This window comes from Bacteroides sp. An279, from assembly GCF_002159615.1.
Classification (GTDB): domain Bacteria; phylum Bacteroidota; class Bacteroidia; order Bacteroidales; family Bacteroidaceae; genus Phocaeicola; species Phocaeicola intestinalis.
Genome location: NZ_NFJA01000034.1, coordinates 1 through 21,196 on the forward strand (window position 1 = coordinate 1; position 21,196 = coordinate 21,196).

Sequence of the window (21,196 nt, forward strand, 5' to 3'; positions counted from 1 at the left end):
GCTCCTGTTCTTCGTCAGATAGCCCGCTATCTTCCTCATCACAGAAGCGAAAATGCCTCAAAAACTCATCCCAAATCATCGCACGATAAATTCAAAACAGCTTCTTAGTCATCCCAAATCATCGCACAATAAATTCCAAAACAGTTTCTAAAAATCAACCGGATTCTAATTTTATTTTAAGCATATTGCCTGTAACACAGAGAGTATGTCAGAATTGGATGCATTTCATATCTGACCGACTATACGATTTCGGTAATAGGGAACAGGACGTATGCCTGATAACGTGTGTCTTCGCCTACGGGAGTAAGTGATACATAACCACTTTCCAACCTTCCCCCAACCAACCTGACAGGATATGCATCTTGCATATATATGTGAAACCTCAAGGCTTCGCCCGAAGCAGGATAATGCTCGATAACGAAACGTCCACAGGCGGTGGGACATACATAACGGTCGAATAAAAGGCGTGAAAGTACGCCCATATTCATCCGCAAGTTGATTTCGACACACGGATGGAGCATATAGTCCTTTTCATGACAAACCATCATGTCGATACCTAAATAGCCAGTATATCGTCTACCCAACCATTGGGGCAAGACTGCAAGCAGATGCTGCCGCACTTCGTATAAAGTCTCAAGTGAAATGTATGCTTCAAGCCAATGCTCTATCGTCCCATCAGAAGCCAGCAGATTGCCTTTGTAATTGCCGAAAGCATCGGTCTCGAACAACGAATAACCGGCAAACGACACCTTTCCATCCTCATCAGCACGGAACTCCATAGCGAAATCACACACCTTATTATATATAGGTTCTGCCATAACCGCCCCTTGTGTACGAAGGATACGGGCAGTCCAACCTTCTACTGAAGCTGTCCAAGTTTCGTTGGAAACAAAAGCCAATCCGCGTCCACTCCCCGACCATGGAGCTTTCAAGACACATCTTCCCCAGCCTGCCACTATCGTACGCACCTCTTCCAACGTGAAACAGGCACACGCCTCTCCACATATTCCTTTCATACCAGCAAAACTCTGCAAGATTCGGACAGCACTTGTCCTGCCCGACAAGGCACGTATATCTGCCAAGATTCCGACGGAAGGAAGATACGCTTCGTCTACTTCCTCCTGCCTCAATGTATGCACCAATGCCGGGCTCCAGCCCCAAGGCGACCAAGCTACAGAAGGATATGCAGCCGTCCATTCCACTTCTGGAAAAAACATCCCCCCATTACCATCTTCTTCCCAATGAGGCATTCGTCCGATAGAAGGAAGTTTTACTATACTGCCTGCAGGAGCATACCAGGCAGGAAGCACCGACAAATCGGCAGCCATACGCTGTATTTCGGCTGGCACCTTATAATAAGGAGTAAAATTGGCAAGTGCCATATCATTCTCCGGATTGAATAAAAAAACCGTTTTCTTCATGACCTAATCCGATTCTTTACAGAGAACCCAAGACATTACAAAGAACCTCCGTGTATTTCTGTGCCCTCTACGGTAAATAATACACAAAGTTACATGAAAAAATTAATTATTTTGATAACCCCAGTTTGCAAATTAATGAACTATTAGTATATTTGCACCGAAGAAATCGAAATTCATGGAAGCATTCTACAGAACACATAATTACCTGGTTGAGCATACCAACGCCCCCGTGCGACGCGACTTGATGGACGAAATAGACTGGAACGCCCGCCTTATCGGCATCAAAGGCACACGCGGGGTAGGGAAAACCACATTCCTACTACAATATGCGAAGGAAAAATTCGGCTATGACCGTTCGTGTCTGTTTGTAAACATGAACAATTTCTATTTTTCACAATACAGTCTGGTTAATTTTGCAGGTGAGTTTGTGAAGCGTGGCGGCAAAGTGCTTCTCATTGACCAAGTGTTCAAACTTCCGCAATGGAGCCACGACCTGCGCACGTGTTATGAGCGCTACCCAAACTTGAAGATCGTATTTACAGGCTCTTCTGTAATGCGCCTGAAAGAAGAAAACCCCGAACTGAACGGCATCGTACAATCGTATAACCTGCGTGGCTTTTCATTCCGTGAATTTCTGAACTTGCAGACGGGTAACCACTTTTCTGCATACACTCTGGACGAAATCCTGACAGGACACGAACATATTGCGAAAACCATCCTTCCGCACATCAATCCGCTCAATTATTTTCAAGACTATATCCACCATGGGTTTTATCCATTCTTCCTTGAAAAACGTAACTTTTCAGAGAATTTGCTGAAGACCATGAACATGATGATAGAAGTGGATATTCTTCTTATCAAACAAATTGAACTGAAATATCTCTCAAGAATAAAAAAATTATTATATTTGTTGGCGGTAGACGGACCGGTTGCGCCCAACATCAGCCAGCTTGCTTCCGATATACAGACGTCACGTGCTACGGTAATGAATTACATCAAATACCTTGCCGACGCACGGCTGATAAACATGGTATATCCGAAGGGAGAAGTCTTCCCGAAAAAACCGGCTAAAATCATGATGCACAACACTAACCTGATGTACAGCATCTATCCGGTAAAGGTGGAGGAACAAGACGTGCTGGAGACTTTCTTTGTCAACTCATTGTGGAAAGACCACAAGGTGAACAAAGGAGAAAAAGGCACTTCTTTTCTGGTAGACGGCAATTTGAACTTCCGTATCTGCGGAGAAGGCTACAAGATAAAAAGCAACCCTGGAGTTTATTATGCCATGCACAGGACTGAACTGGGACACGGCAACCAGATTCCGCTGTGGTTGTTCGGTTTCCTGTATTAGACAACAAAGAGAAAAGAAACGATATATTTACCTAACAATATAATTAGTAATTGTATGACTAAACAAAAAAAATTTATCACATGTGATGGTAATGAAGCTGCTGCTCACATTTCGTATATGTTTACGGAAGTAGCTGCCATCTACCCCATCACTCCGTCGTCTACCATGGCTGAGCACGTAGACGAATGGGCTGCCGCAGGTCGTAAAAACATCTTCGGCGAAACTGTTTTGGTACAGGAAATGCAATCTGAAGGCGGTGCTGCCGGTGCAGTACACGGCTCGCTTCAGGCTGGTGCATTGACTACTACTTATACTGCATCTCAGGGTCTGTTGCTGATGATTCCGAACATGTACAAAATCGCAGGTGAATTGCTTCCTTGCGTATTCCATGTATCGGCACGTACGCTGGCTTCTCACGCATTGTGTATCTTCGGCGACCACCAAGATGTAATGTCTACCCGCCAGACCGGTTTCGCGATGTTGTGCGAAGGTTCTGTACAGGAAGTTATGGACTTGGCAGGTGTGGCTCACTTGGCTACCATCAAGTCTCGCGTTCCGTTCGTGAACTTCTTCGATGGCTTCCGTACCTCTCACGAAATCCAGAAAATCGAAAAGCTGGATAACGAAGACCTCGCTCCGCTTATCGACCAGAAAGCTTTGGCAGAGTTCCGTGAACGCGCACTGACCCCGAACAAACCGGTTGCACGCGGTATGGCTGAAAACCCCGACCACTTCTTCCAACACAGAGAATCATGCAATCCTTACTATGAAGCAGTTCCGGCTATCGTAGAAGAATACATGAACGAAATCAACAAGATTACGGGACGCAACTACGGTCTGTTCGATTACTATGGTGCGGAAGATGCGGAAAACATCATCATCGCTATGGGTTCGGTAACAGAAGCTACCCGTGAAGCAATCGACTACCTGACCGCTCAAGGCAAGAAGGTAGGTATGATTGCCGTTCACTTGTATCGTCCGTTCTCGGCTAAACACTTCCTGGCAAAGATGCCTAAGACGGTGAAACGTATCGCAGTGCTCGACCGTACCAAAGAACCGGGTTCAAACGGCGAACCGTTGTATCTGGACATCAAGGACGTATTCTACGGACAAGAAAATACCCCGCTTATCGTAGGCGGACGCTATGGCCTGGGTTCAAAAGACACTACCCCGGCTCAAATCTTGTCAGTATACGAAAATCTGGAACTTCCGATGCCGAAAGACCACTTCACTATCGGTATTGTGGATGACGTTACCTTTACTTCTCTGCCTCAGAAAGAAGAAATCGCTCTCGGTGCAGAAGGCGTATTCGAAGCTAAATTCTACGGTTTGGGTGCAGACGGTACGGTAGGTGCCAACAAGAACTCTGTAAAAATCATCGGTGACAATACCGACAAGTATTGCCAGGCTTACTTCTCTTACGACTCGAAGAAGTCGGGAGGTTTCACCTGCTCTCACTTGCGTTTCGGCGACCACCCGATTCACTCTACCTATCTGGTAACTACCCCGAACTTCGTGGCTTGCCACGTTCAGGCTTACCTGCACATGTACGATGTGACCCGTGGTCTGCGCAAGAACGGTACGTTCCTGCTGAACACCATCTGGGAAGGCGATGAACTGGCTAAGAACCTGCCGAACAAGGTAAAGAAATACTTTGCTGAAAACAACATCACCGTTTACTATATCAACGCTACCCAGATTGCACAGGAAATCGGTTTGGGCAACCGTACCAATACCATCCTGCAGTCTGCATTCTTCCGCATCACAGGCGTTATCCCTGTAGACTTGGCGGTAGAACAGATGAAGAAATTCATCGTGAAGTCTTACGGCAAGAAGGGTGAAGACGTTGTCAACAAGAACTATGCAGCCGTTGACCGTGGCGGTGAATACAAACAACTGACCGTTGACCCGGCTTGGGCTAACCTGGAAGTTGAACCTGCCGCAGCAAACAACGACCCGGCATTCATCAACGAAGTGGTTCGTCCGATTAATGCACAAGACGGCGACTTGTTGCCGGTATCTGCATTCAAGGGCATCGAAGACGGTACTTGGTATCAGGGAACAGCCAAATACGAAAAACGTGGTGTGGCTGCTTTCGTTCCGGAATGGAATGCTGAAAACTGTATCCAGTGTAACAAGTGTGCATACGTTTGTCCTCACGCTGCTATCCGTCCGTTCGTACTCGATGCAGAAGAACAGAAGGGTGCAAACTTCACTACCCTGAAGGCTGTGGGCAAGCAATTCGACGGCATGACCTTCCGCATGCAGGTAGACGTACTCGACTGCTTGGGTTGCGGCAACTGTGCCGATGTTTGTCCGGGCAATCCGAAGAAGGGTGGCAAGGCGCTGACCATGAAACACCTGGAAAGCCAATTGGCAGAAGCAGACAACTGGACTTACTGCACAGAACACGTATCAAGCAAACAGCACTTGGTAGACATCAAGTCGAACGTGAAGAACTCTCAGTTCGCTACTCCGCTCTTTGAGTTCTCTGGCGCTTGCTCGGGCTGTGGTGAAACTCCGTATGTGAAACTGATTTCTCAGTTGTTCGGCGACCGTGAAATGGTTTCTAACGCTACCGGATGTTCTTCAATCTACTCAGGTTCTGTTCCTTCTACTCCGTACACTACAAACGAAAAAGGCCAGGGTCCGGCATGGGCAAACTCTTTGTTCGAAGACTTCTGCGAATTCGGTCTGGGTATGGAACTTGCCAACAAGAAGCTGCGCAACCGTATCGAAGATGCCATGAAGGCAGCTATCGCTTCGGATGAAACTCCGGCTGAATACAAGGAAGCATTCCAGGAATGGATTGACGGACGCAACGATGCAGACAAGAGCAAAGCTGCTGCCGAAAAGATTATCCCGATGGTAGAAGCCGCTAAAGACAAGTGTGCAAACTGCGCTACAATCTACGAGTTCAGAGATTACCTCATCAAACGTTCTCAATGGATTATCGGCGGTGACGGTGCTTCTTACGATATCGGTTACGGAGGTCTCGACCATGTAATCGCTTCGGGCGAAGACGTAAACATCCTCGTATTGGATACCGAAGTTTACTCGAATACCGGTGGTCAGTCATCTAAGGCTACTCCGCTGGGCGCTATCGCCAAGTTTGCCGCTTCCGGTAAGCGTGTACGCAAGAAAGACCTTGGTCTGATTGCCACTACTTACGGTTATGTATATGTAGCTCAGATTGCGATGGGTGCCGACCAGGCTCAGACATTGAAAGCCATCCGCGAAGCAGAAGCATATCCTGGTCCGTCATTGGTTATCGCATACGCTCCGTGTATCAACCACGGATTGAAAGCAGGTATGGGTAAGAGCCAGGCAGAAGAGGCTAAGGCCGTAGAATGCGGTTACTGGCACTTGTGGCGTTTCAACCCGGCTTTGGAAGACGAAGGCAAGAATCCGTTCTCGCTCGACTCGAAAGAACCGAACTGGGCTAACTTCCAGGATTACCTGAAAGGTGAAGTACGTTTCGCTTCTGTAATGAAACAATATCCGACAGAAGCAGCCGACTTGTTCGCAGCTTGCGAAAAGATGGCGAAGAAACGTTACGATTCTTACAAACGTATGGCAGCAATGGACTGGAGCGAAGAAAAAGCTGAATAATCAATCGCTGACAAATATTAAGAACAGCCGGTCTGAACATTCGGACCGGCTGTTTTTTCATACTTCCCGCGACATTTATTTATATGAATTCCGCATTTCACCAATAAGGAGTTATTTCAGGGAATTAAAGGGAGTTAGAAGCCAATACTTTTACCAAACATCCCATGTAGGGGCGTATCGTATACGCCTTGAAGACATCCACGTGGATTAGTTGACGTATTCGGGCGTATGCGATACGCCCCTACATGGCAATTGGGTGAAATGCGGAAATTCAAATTTTTATTTATGCATAATATATTTTCCCTCAACTATGAATACATTTTTAGAAACCTCCCGACTTATTCTCCGCCCTTGGCAAGAAGCCGATGCGGAAGCCTTGTACAAGTATGCGAAAGACCCTGCTATCGGACCTATAGCCGGATGGCCACCCCACACCTCCATAGCACACAGCCTGGAAATCATCCGCACCGTCTTTACTGCTCCCGAGACCTACGCCGTGGTACTGAAAGAAACAAATGAACCAGTAGGAAGTGCCGGCATTATGTTCGGCGACGGCATGCACAGTGCTGCCATGCAGGCTGATGAAGCTGAAATCGGCTATTGGATAGGTGTGCCCTACTGGGGGCAGGGATTGATACCCGAAGCTGTAAGATGCCTATTGCAGCGGTGCTTTACCGACTTAGGCATGTCGGCGGTGTGGTGTGGATATTACGATGGAAATACCCAATCGCGCCGCGTAATGGAGAAATGCGGACTTACCTATCATCACACGGAGAGCGGCAACACATCTCCTTTGGGCGATATACGCACGGAACATTTCATGCGGATTACGGCAGAAGAGTGGAAGGCGCTTCAACAGATTCGGGAAATAAACAAAGATGCCCGGCCAACGGAACTCATCAGCCAACTGATGCAGGTATGGGAATCATCCGTCCGCGCCACCCATCACTTTCTGAGCGAACAAGACATCCGAAACCTTCGTCCCATGGCCGAAGAAGCATTGCGCACCATCGATACCTTGATTATAGCGTTTGCCGCCAACAAACCTGTTGGCTTTATGTGCATCCAAGACCAGAAAATAGAAGCCCTGTTCCTTGCTCCCGGACATATCGGAAAAGGAATCGGGAAACGGCTCATCCGGTTGGCTATCAATCGATACAAAGCTTTCTACATCGACGTAAACGAGCAGAATGCACAAGCCACAGACATTTACCGCCACCTCGGTTTCGAAGTCTTCCGCCGCAATGAAACCGACAGCCAAGGAAACCCTTTCCCAATATTGTGCATGAAGTTCAATCCTAATAAGGTATAACCATGCTATCGGATCCTACCTGCCATCATAAGTGGTCAGAAATGGCAAAGAGATAGAACGTACATTCATCGTTTTCGATATTCCATATACAAAAATTTCCTCATTTATGAGGATTGCATGTGTCGGAGATTTGGCGTTACTTTGCAGGCGATTGGAAAAAACGCAGATTAACGCAGATTTCCGCGGATTATTTTTATTGACTATTGGACTATTTAGATTTACTATTTTGCCCTAAACCGTACGTTGTCAATCGAAAAATTGTAAATAAAATAATCTGTGTTAATCTGCGAAAATCTGCGTTTCAAAAAAACAAAGCACATATATGAAAACAAGACTTATCTTTACAACGCTGGCACTTGCCGCCACCGCCGCGGCATCCGCCACAACACACGACACCTTGCGCGACACCACACGAGTGATCGACATCGAAGAGGTAGTGGTCATCGCCACCCCTAAGGAAAACACCCGCCTGCGCCAACAGGCACTCTCCGCCACCTCGCTCTCGCAAGCGGACATACGGAGCCGGCAAATCGCATCGGTAAAATCGCTCTCTGGGTTGGTGCCCAACCTGTTCATCCCCGACTATGGGTCGAAGCTCACCACCTCGGTCTACGTACGGGGCATCGGGTCGCGCATCAACACGCCTGCCGTAGGGTTGTATGTTGACAACGTGCCCTTCATCGACAAGTCGGCGTTCGACTTCAACTACTCCGACATCGAACGCATCGACGTGATGCGCGGGCCGCAGGGCACGCTTTACGGGCGCAACACGATGGGCGGGCTGATACGTGTGTTCACCAAGTCGCCCTTCACCTATCAGGGGACGGACGTGCAACTCAGTGCCGCCACCTACAACGATTACAAGGTGATGCTGAAGCACTACCACCGTATCTCCGAACAGTTCGCCTTCTCGGTAGGAACCTTCTACGAACACAAAGGAGGATTCTTCAAGAACGCTTTCGACGGCAAGCGCATCGACACCGATGACGAGGCAGGAGGACGCATCCGTGCCATCTGGCTTCCCAATGCCAACCTGAAACTGGACTTCACCGCCAATTACGAGTACACCAACCAAGGCGGATACCCCTACGCCTATACCGGACGCACCGACGGCGAAGAGGAAGACCGCGCCGAATACATCGGCACCATCTCGTACAACCGCCCCAGCGGATACAGGCGCAACCTGGCAAACGGCGGACTGAGCATCGAACACCACGCAAGGAACTTCATCCTGAGCAGCGTCACCGGATTCCAGTACCTGCACGACCGGATGACCTTGGACCAGGACTTCACCGAAGCCGACATCTATACCCTGGTGCAGAAACAAGACGCAAAAACCCTGAGCCAGGAAATCGTACTGAAGTCGAACCCCGGCACGCGCTGGCAATGGACCACCGGCGTGAGCGGATTCTACCAATGGCTGGACACCGGCGCACCCGTCACCTTCCACGATGAGGGCATCAGCAGCCTGATAGAAGACAACATCAATGCCGGACTGGCACAACTCCCCGCAGGTGCCCCTACCCTCTCGGCAAACGTCACCACCCGACCTCTCCTTGTGCCCGGACACTTCAAGACACCTGTACTGAACGGTGCCATCTACCACCAGTCGACATTGAACGACCTTTTCACCGAGGGACTCTCGCTTACCGTAGGACTACGGCTGGACTATGAAAAACTCTGGCTGGACTATGACTCCCGCTGCGACATGGGCTTCGACTTCGGCGTATCAGCCCCTTTCCTGCCCCAGCCCATCTCCCGCTCGCTGGCGGCATCGGTGCGCTTCGCCGGCAAAGAGCACACCGACTACCTGCAACTCCTCCCCAAGTTCACCCTGCAATATGCGTGGAACCCCGAAAACAACGTCTACGCCACCGTGAGCCGAGGATACCGTTCGGGCGGATACAACATCCAGATGTTCTCCGACCTGATACAAGCCGACTTGCGCACCGCGATGATTGATGCCGTGAAGCAAGATGAAGTGTTCGGCAACTTCGCCGGAATGATTCCCGACTTCCCCTCTTCGGACGTAGACGTGACAGATGCCACCCTCTACAAGCCCGAATATGCATGGAACTACGAGGCGGGCGCACACCTCACCGCGGCAGGTGGAAAGCTGCAGACCGACCTTGCCTTCTTCTACATGGACACGCGCGACCAGCAGATTTCGCGCTTCGCCGAAACAGGATTGGGGCGCATCACCGTTAATGCCGGGAAAAGCCGAAGCATCGGAGCGGAAGCATCGTTGCGTGCCCGCCTGACCGATAATTTCCTCCTGAACGGAAGCTATGGCTACACCTACGCTACCTTCACCGACTATGTGGTGAGCGACACGGAGAACTACAACGGACGCTACGTGCCCTTCGTACCTAAACACACGTTCCACATCGGCGGGCAATACCGTTTCGTCTTGCGAAAGAACGCCATCCTCGACAACATCACCGTAGATGCCAACTATCGTGCGGCAGGGCGTATCTACTGGACCGAACAGAACAATGCCAGCCAGCCCTTCTACGGCACACTGGACGGGCGCCTCAGCTTCAACAAAGGGAACGGGCAGGTGGCACTCTGGATAACAAACGCCCTCAACAAGCGTTACCAGGCGTTCTACTTCGAATCGATGAACCGTGGTTTCGAGCAACAAGGACGCCCCCTGCAAGTAGGCATCGACCTGCGGTGTAACTTCTGATTGGGTTTCACCACAGATAGCACAAAGCTTTTTATTCAATAATGCGAATCAGGAACAGACTTCCAAAGCATGAATGATGAATGAAGAATCGCTTCGCCCGCATGGAATTCTTCATTCTTCATTCATCATTCTTCATTAAAAAAACTTATCTTTGTGGCTGAAAAAAAACAAATGTTTCTATGCCACTGAATTTACCTGATAAATTGCCTGCCATCGACTTGCTGAAGGAAGAGAATATCTTCGTTATCGATACATCGCGGGCAAGTACACAAGACATACGTCCGTTGAAAATCGTCATCCTCAACCTGATGCCGATAAAGATTACTACCGAGACCGACCTGATACGGTTGCTCTCGAACTCGCCCCTCCAGATAGAGGTGAGCTTTATGAAACTGAAGAGCCATACCTCGAAGAACACGCCCATCGAGCACATGAAGGCGTTTTACCGTGACTTCGACCTGATGCGCGACGAGAAGTTCGATGGGATGATTATCACCGGTGCACCGGTGGAGCATCTCGATTTCGAAGACGTGAACTACTGGAGCGAGATACAGGATATATTCAATTGGACGCGTACGCACGTCACTTCTACCCTTTACATCTGCTGGGCGGCACAGGCCGGGCTGTATCATTTCTATGGGGTGCCCAAGTATCCGCTGGAGAAAAAGATGTTCGGCATCTTCGAGCATCATGTGTGCGAGGGGTTCGGGAAGCTGCCTATCTTCCGCGGGTTCGACGATGTGTTCTTCGTGCCGCACAGCAGGCATACGGAAGTGCGCCGCAAGGACATCGAACGCTGCCCCGAGCTGCAGATTGTTTCGGAATCGGAAGACTCAGGCGTACATATCGTGATGGCGCGCGGAGGACGCGAGTTTTATGTGACGGGCCATTCGGAATATGCCCCTTATACACTGGATACCGAATACCGGCGCGACTTGGCGAAAGGCTTGCCCATCGATATGCCGAAGAATTATTATCGCGGAGATGACCCGGAAAAGGGACCGCTGGTGCGCTGGCGCAGTACTGCCAACCTCTTGTTCTCCAACTGGCTGAACTATTATGTATATCAGGAAACACCGTATGATATCAATGAAATCAAGTAACCCCCTTTCCGTCCCCCCGGTGAGGGCTATCGAACTGCTGGCTCCTGCCAAGAACCTGGAGTGTGGAATCGAAGCCATCAACCACGGAGCGGATGCCGTGTATATCGGGGCACCCCGTTTCGGAGCACGTGCTGCTGCCGGAAACTCGTTGGACGACATCGCGGCACTGGTGCGTTATGCCCATCTGTACCGTGTGCGCATTTACGTTACGGTGAATACCATCCTGAAAGAAGACGAACTGAAAGCCACCGAGGCGATGATATGGGACTTGTACCGCATCGGGGTGGATGCGCTTATCGTACAGGATATGGGCATCACACAACTGGACCTGCCGCCCATCCCCCTGCATGCCAGCACGCAGATGGACAACCGCACGCCGGAGAAGGTGCAGTTTCTTGCCGAAGCCGGATTCCGCCAGGTGGTGCTCGCCCGTGAGTTGAGCCTTGACGAAATCGGCCGTATCCACCGCCAGTGCCCCAGCACGTTGCTCGAGGTCTTCGTCCACGGGGCGTTGTGCGTGAGTTATAGCGGGCAGTGTTACGTCAGTCAGGCGTGTTATGGGCGGAGCGCCAACCGCGGCGAATGCGCCCAGTTTTGCCGCCTGGGATTCGACCTTGTGGATGCCGACGGGAAGACCATCGTAAACGACAGGCACCTGCTCTCGCTCAAGGATATGAACCAAAGTGCGAACCTCGAAGCTCTGCTCGATGCGGGGGCTTCATCGCTCAAGATAGAAGGAAGGCTGAAAGACGTGTCGTATGTGAAAAACGTCACGGCATATTACCGCCAGCAACTGGATGCCATTTTCCGCCACCGGAAAGAATACATGCGGGCATCATCGGGCACGGTGCATCTGGCTTTCCGTCCCCAATTGGACAAGAGTTTCAGCCGCGGGTTTACCGACTATTTCGCCCACGGACGCAATCCGAGCATCTTCAATCTGAATACTCCGAAATCGTTGGGCGAAGAGGTAGGCACGGTGAAAGAAGTACGGGGCAACTGCCTGACCGTGGCGGGCGTGAAGTCCTTCGCCAATGGAGACGGATTGTGTTACCTCGACGGACAAGGCAAGTTGCACGGTTTCCGGGTAAACCGTGTGGAAGGCAATAAGCTGTTCCCGTTGGAAATGCCTCGCGGCATACGTCCGAAAACAATGCTGTACCGCAATTTCGACCAAGAGTTCGAGCGCGTGATGCAGAAGAAGTCCGCCATAAGGAAGATAGCGGTGGACATGCGTCTGGAAGCAAATCCTTCCGGCTTCACCCTCGACCTTTCCGATGAAGACGGGACAAGGGTGAGCGTGGTGCTGGAACGGGAAAAAGAACGGGCACGCACACCGCAAGCCGAGAACCTGAAGGTACAGCTGGGCAAGTTGGGCACCACGCCTTTCGAAGCCCGTGAGATTGCCATCGGTTTTGCCGAAGACTGGTTTATCCCCGCATCCGGACTTTCGGACTTGCGCCGCCGGGCGGTGGAACTCCTGCTTCAGGCACGCCGTATCACCTATCCGCAAGAGCGCAGGCAATGGGAGCAGACCGCGCATCCTTATCCCGAAAAAGAGTTGGATTATCGCGGCAATGTGATGAATACGCTTGCCGAGGCTTTCTACCGCCGCCACGGTGTAGAGCAGATAGCTCCTGCTTTCGAGCGGGAAGCGCCGGCAGGAGTGGCGCTGATGTTTTGCAAGCATTGCATCCGATATAGCCTGGGCTGGTGTCCGGTGTATCAGAAAAAGCGTTCGCCCTACCGCGAGCCTTATTACCTGGTGAGCAGCGACGGCAAGCGTTTCCGGCTGGAATTCGATTGCAAGGCGTGCCAGATGAAAGTTTTTTCACCACAGATTACACAGATTGAATAAATAGATTTTTTCTGTGTAATCCGATGATGAACTTATTTGCTAATGAACTTTATAATCTGTGTAATCTGTGGTGAAAAATGTTGAAGAGTAAGTATTTCGTACCGTTCCTGTTGCTGCTGGTGCTTGCTACGGCTTGCCGCTATCAGCCTTTGGTGCCTTCTTCCGCAGCAGAGGGAGGCGACTCCGTCCGTTTCTATTCGCGGATGTATGCCCTGAACAGTAATTTTCAGATAGAGGCAGACACACTATGGCTGCATGTGCTTCCGTTTATGGATACGGTACCGCTGCTCCGGGGCGATGAAGTGGTGGTGGCGGAGTTTGATGTACATCCGCAAGATTCCGTCGACTCGGTGTGGGTGAAAGTGGCACGCGACCAGGAGACCATCGGGTGGATTCAGGAACACCGCCTGCTGGACAATATCGTGCCGGTCGACCCTATCTCGCGCTTCATCCATTTCTTCAGCAACGCCCACACCCTGCCTTTCTTCCTTGTACTGGCGGTGTTTTTCCTGTGGTTCGTCTACCGGGCGGTGCGGCGCAAGCAAATCAAGCTCATCTGGCTGAACGACATCGATAGCGGCTTCCCCATCCTCTTGTCCTTGCTGATGGCAATAGCCGCCACTACCTACAACAGCATCCAGCACTTCGTGCCCGAGACGTGGGAATGCTACTATTATGCCCCCACGCTCAACCCCTTTGATGTGCCCTTTATTCTCGGTTTTTTCATCGTGTGCGTTGCCCTAGCATTGCTGGTGGGTGTGGCGATGCTCGACGACCTTTTTCACCAGACCAAAGCAGAAGTAGCGTTCTTCTACCTCGTGGGGCTGGTATCATGCTGCATCTTCATCTATGTGTTTTTCACCTACGTCAATGTTTATATCGCCTATGTATGCCTCGTGGCGTATGCCGCCGGCTGCATCCGCTGGCTGTGCAAGCCAGAACGCTACCCCTACGTATGCGGCGCATGCGGTGCCAAGCTGCGTACCAAGGGCATCTGCCCCCATTGCGGCGCGCTGAACGAGTGATGAATATTTTCACCGCAGATTACACAGGTTCACATTATTATATGCACAGGCATATGCATACGCTTGCAGGAAGCTTTGCATATATATCAATGAATTATGCAATATAATTGCCTTACGGGTGAAAAGAGAGAGGCTATGGCGTTACAATTGTTACAATTACAGTAATTTGAAATGACTTTTTAGACGAAGAAAAAAGTGAATTAAAAATTTATATTATATATATTATTATATAATATATATAATATAATATTCTAAATGATTTTTCTCTCTTCCGGACAACGGGATTGAAAAAGCGATTTCAATTAACTGTAATTGTAACAATTGTAACGGGTAGTACAGACAGCACCTATAAGATTCCTTGCATAAAAGAGAAGATTTTTATCACTGCAACTATTTGATTTTCAATAGAAAACACAAAATATCTATTTTTTATTAACAGATTTTTACACATACCGTTTTTTATTCTGCCGATTATTCACAAAAAATGCATATCTTTGCATTATAAAACTTTAAATGTAATAGCTATGACCGACCAATCAATCACACCTTGCCCGCTGAGTTTCAAGGGCATCCCCTATTCTGACATTATCAACCGCTGGTTTTCGCTCGCCGGAGGCGAACCTGTAGAAGGAGAACGCAACGACAAGCTGCACCGCCTGGCTTCGCACCTGCGCTACATCACGGACAACAACGAAGAAACCCTTTTGCAGATTATGCCGCGTTACGGGCTTCCGGAAAAGGAAATGAAGGGGCTGATTCATTCGGCGTGCTCGGCGAAATGGTATTCGGTGCCGAAGCTGATGCAAGAGGCTTGTAGGGGCGTATCGCATACGCCCGAATGCGCCAACGAGGGCACCAATGAGGATGTGTGTGCGGATGTTTCCGGGCGTATGCAATACGCCCCTACAGTGCCTCCGATGCCCAAACGTCTTCCCAAGCTTATCCGCCTTCTTGTGAGCCGCACGCCCGAAGTGTACAGGCCTGCCGTGGCGCATGCGGTATTCCCTTCGTTGGCAACCCATTTGCATCAAGTGCGCTTCAAGTATATTGACAATGTGGAGCATGAGGCGACCCTTATGAACGTGCTCATGGCGGGGACGGGTGCCGGAAAAGACTGCATTTCGGAGCCGATAAACCGCATCATGGCAGACATCCGGCGCAGGGATGAGGTGAACCTGCGCAGAGAGCGCGAATGGAAGGAAGAGGTGAACTCGAAAGGAGCGAACAAGGACAAACGCCAGCGCCCCGAAGGGCTTATCATCCAGGAGATTGATGCAGACATGACCAATCCGGCATTCGTGATGCGCACCGCCGAGGCGGAGGGGCATTTCCTCTACACGAAAATGAACGAGATAGACCAGTTCGATGCCCTGAAAGGGTCGGTAAGGGGACGCCAGCAGTTCCAAATCATGTGCCTTGCGTTCGACCCCGGAAACCGCTACGGGCAGACGCGCGCCAGCGCACAAGCCGTGACGGAAAAGGTCACCATCCGTTTCAACTGGAACGCTTCGACCACCATCCAGAAAGGGAAGAAATACTTCGCACGGGTACTGACCGACGGACCTATCTCGCGCATCAACTTCTGCACCATTCCCGAACGCGAAATCGGGGCGGACATGCCGGTGTATGGCAAGTATGACGCGGCTTTCGACGAGGAGCTTCACCCGTACATCGAGAACCTGAACCGTGCCACAGGACTGATTGATTGCCCGCAGGCGTACAAGCTCGCCCAGGAGATGAGCGCCGAAAACGCGGAATGGGCCGTGCTCTCGCAAGACCGTGTGTACGAGAACCTTTCGTTCCGCGCCAACGTGATAGCCTACTTGAAGGCATGCGTGCTCTACGTGGCGAACGGGGAGAAATGGGAAAAGTCGATAGAAGACTTCGTGCGCTGGTCGTTCCACTACGACATGTGGTGCAAGCTGGAGTTTTTCGGGGAAGCGATAAAGGAAGCGATGGACGAAGACAAGCGCCCACTGTACGGCAGGCACCGTCCGGGCAGGCGCAACCTGCTGGAGCTGCTTCCCGATGAGTTTACGCTTGCCGATGCGGTACGTGCGCGCCGGACAGCAGGCATGAGCGAGAAGGGCACCAGCAGCATGCTGAGGCAATGGGTATTCCGCCGTTACGTTACAATTGTTACAAATAACAATTATCAAAAACTGAAGTTCAAGGCGTAGAAATTAAGAATGAAGAATGAAGAATGAAGAATCGCTTCGCCCGCATGGAATTGGCTTACGCCGAACATTGTTTCTTCATTCTTAATTCTTCATTCTTCATTCAAAAAAGATTCTTCATTCTCAAAGCCTGTTCTTATAAATCTCCGCCATCAGCTTCTGGTACCGGTTCTCCAGCTCGATGTATGCCTGAAGGTTGCGGTAGATGTTGTCTGCCTCGGTATAAAATTCGATGATGGAGAGCTGGCCCGCCTTTACGGCTTCGTTGAGCAAAGCCAGGGTGCGGTGCATCAGGACGACATCGTACGCCTGCATCGCCTCGCGCAACTGCTGCATTTCGTTGAAACGGGCATGCACGTCTGCCGCCGCTTGCAGGCGGGCATTGTCCAGCGCCAGGCGGGTACTCTCCACTTGCAAGCGGGCTATTTTCCCTTTTTTCCGGTTGGAAAACAAGGGCAGGCTTCCACCTATCAGGAAACCGTTGCTTTTCTCGTCAAGCGACGTGTTGCGCCTGTAGCCGACCTCTATTTTGGGCAACCAGCTCTGGCGGTTCACCTTCAGCTCCTTCTCGGCGGCACGCACATCGGCATCTGCCGCCAATAAACCGGCATCGGTAGCCATCACCTCATCGTAAAAGGCATTGCAGTCTTTCAGTTCCTCCACGTGGGGATAGGTGTCTGCTGTAAATTCCAAGGGCATGTTTCCGTTCATTGCCAGCAACTGCTGGAGCGCGGTGCGGTGGGCGGCATTGTTTTGCGCCACTTCGGTCTGCACGCTCATCCGTTCCATTTTGATTTTGTTCACTTCGAGGATGCCCGCATCGCCTTCTTCCAGGCGTTTTTCGAAGAGGGCAAGCAGCTCGCCGGCATTCTTCGCCCGCTCCTCCAGCAAGGCGTGTTGCTGGTTGAGCATTATCAGGTCGAGGCAAAGGTTCTTGGCACTGAGCAGGATATCGCGGCGTGCCGCCTGTTGCCTGCGGTCGAGAGCCGCCTGCTTCCACTTGCCCGACTGGCGGCGTGCACCGTAAAGCGTAGGGAAATCGAAGCCTTGTGTCACGACCAGTTCGGAGCTGGACATGCCGGTGATGCCCCGGGTGTAGAACGGGCTGTATTCCACCGAAGGGTCTTCGAGGTTGTTTTCCGCCTGCACTTCGAGTTTCGAGGCGAGCGTGCTTTGCCGTTGTGCCTGAAGCTCCTTGTTGTTCTGCTCCACCTGCCGGAGCACTTCGTCTATGGTTTGTGCCTGCATCGGCGCTATCGCAAGGCAGGCTATGGCTAATGTGATGTATTTCATTTGATTTATTTCTTATGGATTGATGTTTTTGAAACGCAGATTCACGCAGATTTCCACAAATTATTTTTATTGACTATTGGATTATTTACAATTTACTATTTTGCCCTAAATCGTACTTTGTCAATCGAAAAATTGTAAATAAAATAATCTGCGTCAATCTGTGTGAATCTGCGTTTCAACCTTTCATTTTTCATTCTTCATTTCTTTCCGGTGCATCAGTTCGTACACGATGGGGACGATGAAGGCATTGAGGAAAGTCGATGTGAGCAAGCCTCCCAAGATGACTTTCGCCATCGGACTCTGTATCTCGTTGCCCGGCAAATCGCCGCGCAAGGCAAGCGGAATCAATGCCAATGCCGATGACAAGGCGGTCATCAGAATCGGATTCAAGCGGTCCAGCGAGCCGTGGACAATGCACTCGCGCAAGCCCATGCCCTGCTCTTCGCGCAACAAGTTGTAATGGCTGATAAGCAACATACCGTTGCGGGTGGCAATGCCGAAGAGCGAGATGAACCCGATGATGGCCGGGATACTCAGCTCGCCCGTGGTGCAAAGCAGCACAAACACACCTCCTATCAATGCCAGCGGCAGGTTGAGCAGGATAATGGCACTCTGCACCCCGTTCTTGAACTGGACATAGAGCAGCAGGAATATCACCACAATGCTCATCAACGAAGCAAGCAGCAAGGTGCGGCTGGCGGCTTGCTCGCTTTCGAACTGCCCGCCATACTCGATATGATACCCTTCGGGCAGGCGGATTTCATCGTCTACCCGCTTGCGGATATCGTCTACCACACTACGCAGGTCGCGCCCGCTGGTATTGGCGGAGATAACGATTTTACGTTTCACGTTCTCCCGGTTGATGGTGTTGGGACCCATTGACGACACCACATCCGCCACATAGCTTAAGGGCACTTTCCGTCCTTCGGCATCGTCTATCATCAGGTCACGGATGCGTTCGATAGAGCCACGGTTGTCTTCGCTGGCACGCACCACAAGGTTGAATGCCTTGCCGTTATCGTACACTTGCGACACGGTCTCGCCCGCCATATTCACCGTGACAAACTCATTGAACTGTGCCAGCGAGATGCCGTACTTCGCCAACATTTCACGCCGGGGGACGATTTTCAGCTCCGGACGCTCAATCTGTTGCTCCACGTTCAGGTCGGCAATGCCCTCTACGTCTTTCACGGCATCCTTAATCTGATTTCCCAAAGCGAACATACGGTTCAGGTCATCCCCGAAGAGCTTGATGGCGATGCTCGCCTGCGTGCCGCTCAGCATGGCATCGATGCGGTGGCTGATGGGCTGGCCTATCTCGATGTTGGCTCCGGTAATGACCGAAAGCTTGCGGCGTACCTCGTCGAGCAATTCCCGGTGCGAGCGGTCTTTCAGTTCGAAGGGAGCTTCCAGCTCGGACACATTTACGCCCAGCGCATGTTCGTCCAGCTCGGCACGCCCCGTCTTGCGTGCCACGGTCTGTATTTCGGGAATGGAAAGCAGGATTTCCTCTGCCTGCCGCCCTATCTTGTCGGACTCTTCCAACGAAATACCCGGCAAGGAACTGACATTGATGGTGAACGAACCTTCGTTGAACGAGGGCAGAAAGCTGTGTCCCAGAGTAAAGAACAAGCCCAGTGCCACCACAAAAAGAGCAACGGTACCCGTCAGTACGCTCCGCTTGTGAGCCAATGCCCACTCCAGTGCCCGTGCGTAATACGTACGGAGCCACACGGCAAGGAAAGCTTCGCGAGGCAATCCTTCCTTCTTTCCGCCTCCCAGCAAATAACTGCAAAGTACCGGCGTAAGGGTAAGTGCCACCACCGTAGAAGCAAACAAGGCTACGATGAAAGCGATGCCCAACGGCACCAGCATCCGCCCCTCCATGCCACTCAGGAAGAACAGGGGAACGAAGCTCACAATGATAATCAACGTAGAGTTGAGAATGGGCATACGCACCTCGCGCGAGGCATTGAAAACCACTTCGCGCACCGGGCGGCGTTCGCCTGCCGGGAGCATCCGGTTCTGGCGCAAATGCTTCCATACATTCTCCACGTCTACAATAGCATCGTCTACCAGCGAACCGATGGCTATCGCCATACCGCCCAGACTCATGGTGTTGATGCTCAGCCCCATGTAATGCAACACCAAAACAGCTACCACCAAAGACAAGGGAAGCGTGACGAGCGAAATCACCGTGGTGCGCACATTGGCAAGGAAAAGGAAGAGCACGATAACTACGAATATCGCCCCTTCGTAGAGCGAATGCTGCACGTTGCTGATGGAACTTTCGATAAAGCGCGACTGGCGGAACGTATCGGTGGACACACGCACATCGGGCGGAAGGTTCTTCTGCAGGTCTTTCAGGGCGGCTTCCAGCTTTTCGGTCAGTTCGATGGTACCCGTATTGGGTTGCTTGGTCACGGTAATCAGTACGGCAGGTTTCCCTTTCTCCGATGCCAGTCCCAGCTTGGGCTGCTGGGCACCGATGCGCACATCCGCCACATCTTCCAGCACAATGGGAACACCTCCTGCGGTCTTAATCACCGCACGTGCCATTTCCTGTACATCTTCGGTAGACACCACTCCGCGCACAATATACTCGTTGCCATATTCATAAATGACACCTCCGTTGGTATTCTGGTTCATCCCGCGGGTCACTTCCATCACCTCGCCCAGCGTAACGCCGTAGTGTTTCATCCGCTCGGGATGAAGCAGAATCTGGTATTCTTTGATATCGCCTCCCAATACCGCCACCTGTGCCACGCCTCCGGTAGAGAGCAGGCGCGGGCGGATGGTCCAGTCGGCAAGCGTACGCAGGTCGAGCATCGAAGTGCTATCGGCGGTAAGCCCTACAATCAGCAGTTCACCCAGAATGGACGACTGGGGACCCAGTGTAGGATTGCCCACATTCTCAGGCAGGCTCTCGCCCACCGTAGCAAGTTTTTCGGATACAATCTGGCGGGCAAGGTAGATATCGGTATCCCAGTCGAACTCTACCCATACCACCGAGAAACCGGTGGTAGAAGAAGAGCGCACCCGGCGTACACCCGTAGCACCGTTGACCGCGGTCTCGATGGGGAAGGTGACGAGTTGTTCCACTTCTTCCGCCGCCATTCCCCCGGCTTCGGTCATCACCACCACCGTGGGCGCGTTCAGGTCGGGGAACACATCCACCTCGGTATGGAAAGCGGTGTAGGTTCCTCCTATGAGCAGAAGCACCGATGCCACCAGCACCAGCAAGCGGTTCTGCAATGAAAAATGAATGATTTTGTTCAGCATAAAAAAATTTGTTATGTTTTTAGCCTCACCACAGATTACACAGATTCACTATTAATTTTTAATTGTTAAT

Annotated in this window: 11 protein-coding genes and 1 pseudogene; 9 read left to right on the top strand and 3 right to left on the bottom strand. The window is 51.1% G+C overall.

What is annotated here, in order from left to right; translation table 11 throughout:
* Positions 1-239 precede the first annotated feature (239 nt).
* Positions 240-1,421 (bottom strand): hypothetical protein, encoded by a 1,182-nt coding sequence (locus B5F78_RS07875; RefSeq protein WP_087406438.1) that lies wholly within the window; start codon positions 1,419-1,421, stop codon positions 240-242.
* 175 nt (positions 1,422-1,596) lie between these two features.
* On the opposite strand from B5F78_RS07875, the gene B5F78_RS07880 reads away from it, so the two are divergent.
* From B5F78_RS07880 to B5F78_RS07915, 9 genes and pseudogenes are all read left to right on the top strand, one after another.
* Positions 1,597-2,775, top strand: coding sequence for an ATP-binding protein (locus B5F78_RS07880; protein WP_022039072.1), 1,179 nt, complete (start codon positions 1,597-1,599; stop codon positions 2,773-2,775).
* A 54-nt stretch (positions 2,776-2,829) separates the two neighbouring features.
* Positions 2,830-6,387, top strand: a complete 3,558-nt coding sequence (gene nifJ, locus B5F78_RS07885; protein WP_087406439.1) for a pyruvate:ferredoxin (flavodoxin) oxidoreductase — start codon at positions 2,830-2,832, stop codon at positions 6,385-6,387.
* Between the two features lie 310 nt (positions 6,388-6,697).
* A pseudogene (locus B5F78_RS17585) lies at positions 6,698-7,234 on the top strand (GNAT family N-acetyltransferase); the annotation flags it as partial.
* Between the two features lie 138 nt (positions 7,235-7,372).
* Entirely contained in the window at positions 7,373-7,699 is a 327-nt protein-coding gene (locus B5F78_RS17590) for a GNAT family N-acetyltransferase (protein WP_239473421.1), read from the top strand.
* Positions 7,700-8,021: 322 nt separating this feature from the next.
* A complete protein-coding gene (locus B5F78_RS07895) occupies positions 8,022-10,388 on the top strand; it encodes a TonB-dependent receptor (RefSeq protein ID WP_087406440.1) in 2,367 nt (788 codons plus the stop codon).
* 179 nt (positions 10,389-10,567) lie between these two features.
* On the top strand, positions 10,568-11,491 hold the full coding sequence (metA, locus tag B5F78_RS07900) for a homoserine O-acetyltransferase MetA (protein WP_013617319.1): 924 nt from the start codon (positions 10,568-10,570) through the stop codon (positions 11,489-11,491).
* The gene (locus B5F78_RS07905) at positions 11,478-13,349 is read left to right on the top strand and encodes a peptidase U32 family protein (protein WP_087406441.1); all 1,872 of its coding nucleotides are present in this window, start codon (positions 11,478-11,480) and stop codon (positions 13,347-13,349) included. The genes metA and B5F78_RS07905 overlap by 14 nt, the downstream gene beginning before the upstream one ends.
* A 77-nt stretch (positions 13,350-13,426) precedes the next feature.
* Positions 13,427-14,374, top strand: a complete 948-nt coding sequence (locus B5F78_RS07910; protein ID WP_087406442.1) for a hypothetical protein — start codon at positions 13,427-13,429, stop codon at positions 14,372-14,374.
* 524 nt (positions 14,375-14,898) lie between these two features.
* Positions 14,899-16,554 (top strand): hypothetical protein, encoded by a 1,656-nt coding sequence (locus B5F78_RS07915; protein WP_087406443.1) that lies wholly within the window; start codon positions 14,899-14,901, stop codon positions 16,552-16,554.
* A gap of 120 nt (positions 16,555-16,674) precedes the next feature.
* Here B5F78_RS07915 and B5F78_RS07920 read toward each other — a convergent pair whose 3' ends face one another.
* A complete protein-coding gene (locus B5F78_RS07920; RefSeq protein WP_087406444.1) occupies positions 16,675-17,844 on the bottom strand; it encodes a TolC family protein in 1,170 nt (389 codons plus the stop codon).
* 183 nt (positions 17,845-18,027) lie between these two features.
* Positions 18,028-21,126, bottom strand: a complete 3,099-nt coding sequence (locus B5F78_RS07925) for an efflux RND transporter permease subunit (RefSeq protein WP_022038868.1) — start codon at positions 21,124-21,126, stop codon at positions 18,028-18,030.
* Positions 21,127-21,196 lie beyond the last annotated feature (70 nt).

Bases quoted from the DNA above. Each gene is read 5' to 3' on its own strand.
- B5F78_RS07875 (WP_087406438.1), bottom strand. From the start codon at position 1,421: ATGAAGAAAACGGTTTTTTTATTCAATCCGGAGAATGATATGGCACTT.
- B5F78_RS07880 (WP_022039072.1), top strand. From the start codon at position 1,597: ATGGAAGCATTCTACAGAACACATAATTACCTGGTTGAGCATACCAAC.
- nifJ (WP_087406439.1), top strand. From the start codon at position 2,830: ATGACTAAACAAAAAAAATTTATCACATGTGATGGTAATGAAGCTGCT.
- B5F78_RS17590 (WP_239473421.1), top strand. From the start codon at position 7,373: ATGGCCGAAGAAGCATTGCGCACCATCGATACCTTGATTATAGCGTTT.
- B5F78_RS07895 (WP_087406440.1), top strand. From the start codon at position 8,022: ATGAAAACAAGACTTATCTTTACAACGCTGGCACTTGCCGCCACCGCC.
- metA (WP_013617319.1), top strand. From the start codon at position 10,568: ATGCCACTGAATTTACCTGATAAATTGCCTGCCATCGACTTGCTGAAG.
- B5F78_RS07905 (WP_087406441.1), top strand. From the start codon at position 11,478: ATGAAATCAAGTAACCCCCTTTCCGTCCCCCCGGTGAGGGCTATCGAA.
- B5F78_RS07910 (WP_087406442.1), top strand. From the start codon at position 13,427: ATGTTGAAGAGTAAGTATTTCGTACCGTTCCTGTTGCTGCTGGTGCTT.
- B5F78_RS07915 (WP_087406443.1), top strand. From the start codon at position 14,899: ATGACCGACCAATCAATCACACCTTGCCCGCTGAGTTTCAAGGGCATC.
- B5F78_RS07920 (WP_087406444.1), bottom strand. From the start codon at position 17,844: ATGAAATACATCACATTAGCCATAGCCTGCCTTGCGATAGCGCCGATG.
- B5F78_RS07925 (WP_022038868.1), bottom strand. From the start codon at position 21,126: ATGCTGAACAAAATCATTCATTTTTCATTGCAGAACCGCTTGCTGGTG.